General features: G+C 66.3%; 7 protein-coding genes and 1 tRNA gene. All 8 read left to right on the top strand.

Annotated features, from left to right (window positions below; translation table 11 throughout):
- The first annotated feature begins 343 nt into the window (after nt 1-343).
- A complete protein-coding gene (fusA, locus tag VEG08_08045) occupies nt 344-2449 on the top strand; it encodes an elongation factor G (GenBank protein ID HXZ27933.1) in 2106 nt (701 codons plus the stop codon).
- Between the two features lie 96 nt (nt 2450-2545).
- The gene (locus VEG08_08040) at nt 2546-2749 is read left to right on the top strand and encodes a hypothetical protein (protein ID HXZ27932.1); all 204 of its coding nucleotides are present in this window, start codon (nt 2546-2548) and stop codon (nt 2747-2749) included.
- A gap of 130 nt (nt 2750-2879) precedes the next feature.
- Nucleotides 2880-3920, top strand: coding sequence for a Holliday junction branch migration DNA helicase RuvB (ruvB, locus tag VEG08_08035; protein ID HXZ27931.1), 1041 nt, complete (start codon nt 2880-2882; stop codon nt 3918-3920).
- Between the two features lie 18 nt (nt 3921-3938).
- Nucleotides 3939-4193, top strand: coding sequence for a type II toxin-antitoxin system HicB family antitoxin (locus VEG08_08030; protein HXZ27930.1), 255 nt, complete (start codon nt 3939-3941; stop codon nt 4191-4193).
- A gap of 272 nt (nt 4194-4465) precedes the next feature.
- Nucleotides 4466-4873, top strand: coding sequence for a hypothetical protein (locus VEG08_08025; GenBank protein ID HXZ27929.1), 408 nt, complete (start codon nt 4466-4468; stop codon nt 4871-4873).
- Between the two features lie 39 nt (nt 4874-4912).
- Nucleotides 4913-5890 carry a 4-(cytidine 5'-diphospho)-2-C-methyl-D-erythritol kinase gene (ispE, locus tag VEG08_08020; protein ID HXZ27928.1) on the top strand — a complete coding sequence of 326 codons (978 nt, stop codon included), beginning with the start codon at nt 4913-4915 and terminating at the stop codon, nt 5888-5890.
- 77 nt (nt 5891-5967) lie between these two features.
- Nucleotides 5968-6041, top strand: a tRNA-Gln gene (locus VEG08_08015).
- 181 nt (nt 6042-6222) lie between these two features.
- Nucleotides 6223-7113 (top strand): ribose-phosphate pyrophosphokinase (locus tag VEG08_08010; GenBank protein ID HXZ27927.1); only part of this gene is annotated, 891 nt, incomplete at its 3' end.

Below are 7113 nucleotides of genomic sequence, written 5' to 3'. Positions count from 1 at the left end.
GCGCAATGGTGCGCCCCGCCTGGCCGGCAGCAGAAGGGCAGGGCAGGCGCGCCTCCGGCGACCATCACCGGCAACGCCAGCGGCGCCAGCAAGAACCCCAGCACGAAGATGGATAGGCCACGTCGCATCAAGCCTGGACTTTGCCCTGGTCCAGATGGCGGAGAGGGATAAAGGTTACACAACGCCCGGCCGCCGAAGCAAGCGCCCTGCCCGGTTGAGCCGCCATTTTTCGTGTGCTAGCATTCCCTGTTTGCCCCTGTACCCGGCCCGGTTCTGCGGGGAGGGACCCGCGGCGGGCCGTCCTGCCAAGCTCGCCCCAGGGGAGTTCTGAAAGGAGTCCAGCGTGAAGGTTTACGAAGGCGCCAATGTCCGCAACCTGGCCGTGGTGGGCCACGGCCACGCCGGCAAGACCTCCCTGGTGGCCGCCATGCTCCATGTGGCCGGAGCCACCCCGCAGATGGGGCGGGTGGACTCCGGCACCACCGTCACCGACTTCGACGACGAAGAGATCGCCCGCCAGATGTCCATCTCCAGCGCCATCGGGGTGGCCGAGTGGAACCAGGCCAAGCTCAACCTGATCGACACTCCCGGCTTCAACATGTTCGTGCACGAGGCCAAGCTGGCCCTGCCCGCGGTGGAGTCGGTCATGCTGGTGGTCGATGGCGTGGCCGGGGTGGAAGTGGTGACCGACCGCGTCTGGCAGTACGCCGAGGAGTACGCGCTGCCGCGCATCATCGTGGGCGGGCGCATGGACCGTGAGCGCGCCGACATGGGGCGCATGCTGGAGTCGCTGACCGGGGCCTTTGGCCGCACCGTCATTCCCGTGCAGTTGCCCATCGGCGCCGAGAAGAACCTCTCCGGGGTGGTGGACCTGGTCAAGATGAAGGCCTACACCTACGAGATGGGGGGCAACGGCAAGGGCAAGGAGGGCGAGATCCCGGCCAACCTGGCCGAGGCCGCCAAGGCCGCCCACGAGAAGCTGGTGGAGCTGGTGGCCGAGGGCAACGATGCCCTGATGGAAGAGTTCTTCGACAAGGGCACCATCGGGGAAGAGCACCTGGTCGCGGGCCTGCGCGAGGCCATCCGCGAGCGCCGCATCTATCCCGCACTGTTTTCTTCCGGGCTGGGCAACATCGGGGCCGACCGCCTGCTGGATTTCTGCGTGGACTATCTGCCGGCCGCCACTTCGCGCGCCCCCGTGCAGGGCGTGGCCGCGCCCAACAACGGCGAGCCTCCCGCGCGCAAAGTGGCCGACTCCGAGCCCTGCTCGCTCTTCGTCTTCAAGACCGTCTCCGACCCCTTCGCCGGGCGCATTTCTTTCTATAAGGTGTACAGCGGGGTGCTGAAGAACGACGCCACCCTGCAGAACTTCACCAAGAGCACCACCGAGAAGCTCTCGCACATCTCGGTGATGCAGGGCAAGACGGCGGTGGCCATCGCCGAAGTGCACGCCGGCGACATCGGGGCGGTGGCCAAGCTCAAGGACACGCTCACCGGCGACACCCTGGGCGACAAGAGCGCGCCTATCCAGTATCCCAAGGTCTCGCTGCCCGAGCCCGCCATCACCTTCGCCATCGAGCCCAAGACCCGCGCCGACGAAGACAAGCTGGCCAACGGCATCCACAAGCTCATGGAGGAAGACGCGCAACTGCGCTTCTTCCGCGATCCCCAGACCAAGGAGTTCCTGATCGCCGGCACCGGCCAGCAGCACATCGAGGTGGTGGTCTCCAAGCTCAAGAAGCGCTACCACACGGAAGTGAACCTGAAGGCGCCCAAAGTGCCCTACCGCGAGACCATCCGCGGCAAGGCCGACGTGCAGGGGCGGCACAAGAAGCAGACCGGCGGCCACGGCCAGTTCGGCGACTGCAAGATCAAGATGGAGCCGCTGGCGCGCGGCGCCGGTTTCGAGTTCGTCAACGACATCTTCGGCGGCGCCATCCCCAAGAACTTCATTCCCGCGGTGGAGAAGGGCATCATCGAGACCGCGGTGCGCGGCTTCCTGGCCGGCTATCCCATGGTGGACTTCCGCGTCATCCTCTACGACGGCAGCTACCACGAAGTAGACTCCAGCGAACTCTCGTTCAAGCTGGCCGGCCGCATCGCCTTCAAGAAGGCCATGGAGACGGCCAAGCCCACCCTGCTCGAGCCCATCATGAAGGTGGAGATCACCGTGCCCGACGAGTTCGCCGGCACTATCATGGGCGACCTCAACTCGCGCCGCGGACGCATCCAGGGCATGGACAACAAGGCCGGCAAGACCGTCATCAAGGCGGAGGTGCCCATGGCCGAGATGCTGACCTACGGCGTCGAACTCACCTCCATGACCCAGGGTCGCGGCAGCTTCGCCATGGAGATGGACCACTACGACATCGTCCCCGCGCAGCAGCAGGAGAAGATCATCACCGCCGCCAAGGCCGCGCGCGCCGGCGAGGTCGAGGAAGAAGAGTAGTGGTCAGTGGCCATTGACCGGTGGCCAGCACGCTCCTCTCCAGCCATCTCGCGTTTTTCACTGACCACTAGCCACTGACCACTGGCCACTGCCCTTATGCCCTTTGAACAATACGAAGTCTGGAAGCTTTCCGGCGAGCAGTGGGAGCTGGTCGCCTGGTTCAAGGACTTCGCCGTGGCCTCGGCGGTGGCCGCCAACTACTCCTATCGCATGCGCCTGGTGCACGCCGTCTTCGAGGACGGCGAGCGCAAGCACGAAGACGTGCTCGCCGAAGTGGGCGCCACGCGGGAACACCCCTAGATTGAGTAATTGGGGAATCGGGTAATTGGGTAATTGAAGAGGCACCCGGCTTCCAATTGCTCAATTACCCGATTACTCAATTACCCAATCCCGTTGCCTCGCGCCCGGTTTCTGATTACTCTACGCAGCAGTGGCTGCGTCCAAGGAAAAACCTGACAAGGAGCGCCTGGTCTCCGCCGTGCCGGTGGAGGACGATGCCTCCTTCGAACTCAAGCTGCGCCCGCAGCGGCTCAAGGAGTTCATCGGCCAGGCCAAGGTGAAGGAGAACCTGGCCGTGGCCATCGAGGCGGCGCGCTCCCGCGGCGAGGCCCTCGACCACGTCCTGCTCTATGGCCCGCCCGGCCTGGGCAAGACCACCCTGGCCAGCATCATCGCCAACGAGCTGAGCGTGGCCTTCCAGCAGACCTCGGGGCCGGCGCTCGCCATCAAGGGCGACCTGACTGCCATCCTCACCAACGTGCAGGCGCGGCAAGTTTTGTTCTTCGACGAGGTGCACCGCCTGCAGCCCGCGCTGGAGGAGATCCTGTACTCCGCGCTCGAGGACTACCAGCTCGACATCATCATCGGGCAAGGGCCGTCGGCGCGCACTCACACCATCGAAGTCAAGCCCTTCACCTTCGTGGGCGCGACCACGCGCGCCGGCCTGGTCTCGGCGCCGCTGCGCTCGCGCTTCGGCATCGTGCTGCGCCTGGAGTTCTACACCCCCGAGGACCTGCGCGTGATCGTGGAGCGCTCGGCGGAGATCCTGAAGGTCGCGATCGACCGCGCCGGGGCGGACGAGATCGCGGGGCGCGCCCGCGGCACTCCGCGCATCGCCAACCGCCTGCTGCGCCGCGTCCGCGACTATGCCCAGGTGCGCGGCGCCGGCAAGATCGACCAGCCCACCGCCCAGGCCGCGCTGGAGATGCTGGAGGTGGACAAGCATGGCTTCGACGAGATCGACCGCAAGCTGCTGCTCACCATCATCGAGAAGTACCAGGGCGGGCCGGTGGGGGTGAACACTCTGGCCGCCGCCCTGGCCGAAGAGGCCGAGGCCATCGAGGACATCTACGAGCCCTTCCTCATCCAGATCGGCTTCCTCGACCGCACCCCGCGCGGCCGCGTCGCCACCCAGCTCGCCTACGAGCACTTCGGCATCCCCTTGAACCGCAAGCAGAACGCGCTGTTCTAGAATGGGCAAGGAGTTTCTATGGCCAACAAGTCGCGCAAGCGAGTCCAGAAGCGGGCCCGGCAGCTGACCGCGGTGATTGAGCGCGAAGGGAAGTGGTACGTCGCGCTCTGCCCCGAGCTGGACATCTCCAGCCAAGGCAAGACCATCGAGGAGGCGCGCAAGAACCTCCAGGAGGCCGTAGAGCTCTTCCTTGAGACCGCCGACCCCTCGGAAGTCCGCGCACGGCTCCACTCCGAGATCTTCGTGACACGCCTCGAGGTGGCGGTTGGGTAGGCTGCGGGTCCTCTCGGGCCGCGACGCGTGCCGGATCCTCGCCCAGCACGGATTCGTGGAAGTAAGACGCAAGGGAACTCACATCGCGATGCAGAAGCGAACCTCAGCCTCCACCATCACTGTCCCAGTGCCGGACCACCCTGAATTGCGGATCGGCACCCTGCTGTCCATCATTCGCCAGTCCGGATTGCCGCGGGCTCTGTTCGAGAGAGGGTAGCCGCACGACTGCTTTCCACGACAGCGCACCGACCACGCGCCTGGGATGGGCGTGGGTGCTGCTGTGCCTGGCCGTGGCCGCGCACGTCACCGACGAGGCGCTGACCGGGTTTCTCTCCGTTTACAACCCCACCGTGCTGGCCGCGCGCCTGCGCCATCCCTGGTTGCCCTTCCCCACCTTCGAGTTTCGGGAGTGGTTGGTGGGCCTGACCGTGGCGGTGGTTGTGGCGCTGCTGCTGTCGCCTCTGGCCTTCCACAATGTCCGCGCCTGGCGGCCGCTGGCCTATGCGCTGGCCGTGCTCATGTTGCTCAACGGCCTGGGCCATACCCTGGGGACCATCTTCGGCCAGACCGTCTCCGAGGTCCGCTTCCCCCGCCCCATGCCCGGCTTCTACTCCTCGCCCTTGCTGCTGGCAGCGTCGATCTACTTGTTGGTCCAATTGCGGCGGACCGCCCCGCGCTGACCCCTGGTCCCTGACTCCTTCAGCTACAATGCTGCCGCTATGCCGTCGGTGCGCGTGCGCTCTTTCGCCAAGATCAACCTCGGGCTGGTGATCGGCCCGCGGCGCGACGACGGCTTCCACGAGTTGCGTACCCTTTACCAGACGCTGGCCCTGCACGACCGCCTGACCGTGGAAGTGGGGAAGGGCACGGGCATCGAGATCCGCTGCTCTCATCCCCAGGTGCCGACCGACGAATCCAACACCTGCCACCGCATCGCGCGGCTGGCCCTGGAGGCGCTCAGGGCCAGCGCCCGCGTCACCATCACCATCGACAAGCGCCTGCCAGTGCAGGGCGGGCTGGGCGCGGCTTCCTCCAACGCGGTGGCCACGCTGCTGGCCTTGGAGCGCGCGCTCAAGAAGCGCCTCACTGCGGCCCAGCACCTGCGCCTGGCCGCCGAGGTCGGTTCCGACCTGCCGCTGTTCCTGGCGGGCGGGGCGGTGCTGGGGCTGGGGCGGGGCGAGGTGGTCCTGCCGCTGGAGGACCTGCCGCCCATCCCCTGCGTCGTGGCCACGCCCCAGGTCGGGGTCTCGACCGCGCAGGCCTTTGCCGACTGGGACCGCGAGATGGCCGCCGCAGCCGGCGCCAAATTGACGCTTTCCGAGCCCTCCGATAGAATGAGAGAGTTCTGCCGCGCCTCGTTCGCGTGGCTGTGCGGTACCCCAACCGGTGTTCCTGCCCGTAGGAGCAGGAACCGGGCCGAGGCCCTGCTTCTCGACCTAGTCCGTGCCGGGATCGAAAACGACTTCGAACGTGTCGTCTTTCCCAAGTATCCCGAACTGGGTGTCGTGAAGAAGGCCCTGGCGGGCGCGGGAGCGGGCTATGCTTCGCTCTCGGGCTCGGGCTCGGCGGTCTACGGCCTGTTTGCGAGCCGGCCCGCGGCTGCGCGCGCGGCCCGGAAGCTAGCGGCTGGCGGAACGCCGGCGCGGGCGACGGTGTTGCTGTCGCGGCGGGAGTACTGGCGCAGAATGAGTTTCTAGTTTCTCGTTTCTAGTTTCTAGAGTGCGGGTGCGAGGGTTTTCTAGAAACGAGAAACTGGAAACTAGGAACTGAGTTTTGGGCGGTCGACTAATGGTAGGTCAAGTGCCTTTGGAGCACTGAGTCCAGGTTCGAATCCTGGCCGCCCAGCCAGAAAGACAGTACCCAGTACTCGGTACCCAGTTGCCAGTGAGATCCGCGCGAGGGATCAGGGTTGCTGGCGAGCCCACGGTAGGGCGAAAGGCCTAAAGGCTAAGAGCTAAGAGCTGTTCGAATGCAGACCAAGCCCAGCACGCTGGAGAAGGAACCGACTTCCGCAGCCGCGAGGGACGCCATGGCTACTAGTGTCGCAACCACGACCGAGAAGAAGAGCCAGCAAGGGACGCAGCCCAAGGTGGAGCGCAAGCCCGCCAAGCCGCGCCGCGACGACAAGTTCAAGATCTTCGGCGGCACCGCCAACCAGCCGCTGGCCGACGAGATCTGCGCCTTCCTGCAGATGCCGCGGGGCCAGTCCAAGGTCACGCGCTTCTCCGACGGCGAGGTCTACGTGCAGATCCTGGAGAACGTGCGCGGCGCCGACGTCTTCGTGGTGCAGCCCACCTGCAATCCCGTGGACCACCACCTCATCGAGCTGCTGCTGATGATCGACGCCCTCAAGCGGGCCTCGGCGCGCCGCATCACTCCGGTGATCCCCTACTTCGGCTATGCCCGCCAGGACCGCAAGGACAAGCCGCGCGTGCCCATCTCCTCCAAGCTGATGGCCGACCTGCTGACCACCGCCGGCGCCGACCGCGCCCTGGTGGTGGACCTGCACGCTCCCCAGATCCAGGGCTTCTTCAACATCCCGGTGGACCACCTGTTCGCCTCGCCCGTGCTGGTCTCGTACTTCCGCGAGCTGAACCTGCCCAACCTGACCGTGGTCTCCCCCGACGCCGGGGGCGTGGAGCGCGCCCGCTTCTTCGCCAAGAAGATGGATTCCGCCCTGGCCATCGTGGACAAGCGCCGCGTGGAGATGAACGTGGCCGAGGTCATGCACGTCATCGGCGACGTCAAGGGGCGCACCTGCTTGATCATCGACGACCTCATCGACACCGCCGGGACGCTGGTCAAGACCGCCGACGCCCTGCTGGACGCGGGCGCCACCAAGGTGTACGCCTGCGCCTCCCACCCCGTGCTCTCGGGACCGGCGCTGGAGCGCATCGCCGCCTCGCGCATCGAGCAGGTG

This window comes from Terriglobales bacterium (assembly GCA_035624475.1).
Taxonomy (GTDB): domain Bacteria; phylum Acidobacteriota; class Terriglobia; order Terriglobales; family Acidobacteriaceae; genus DASPRL01.
This window is presented reverse-complemented; position numbering and strand designations above follow the sequence as displayed.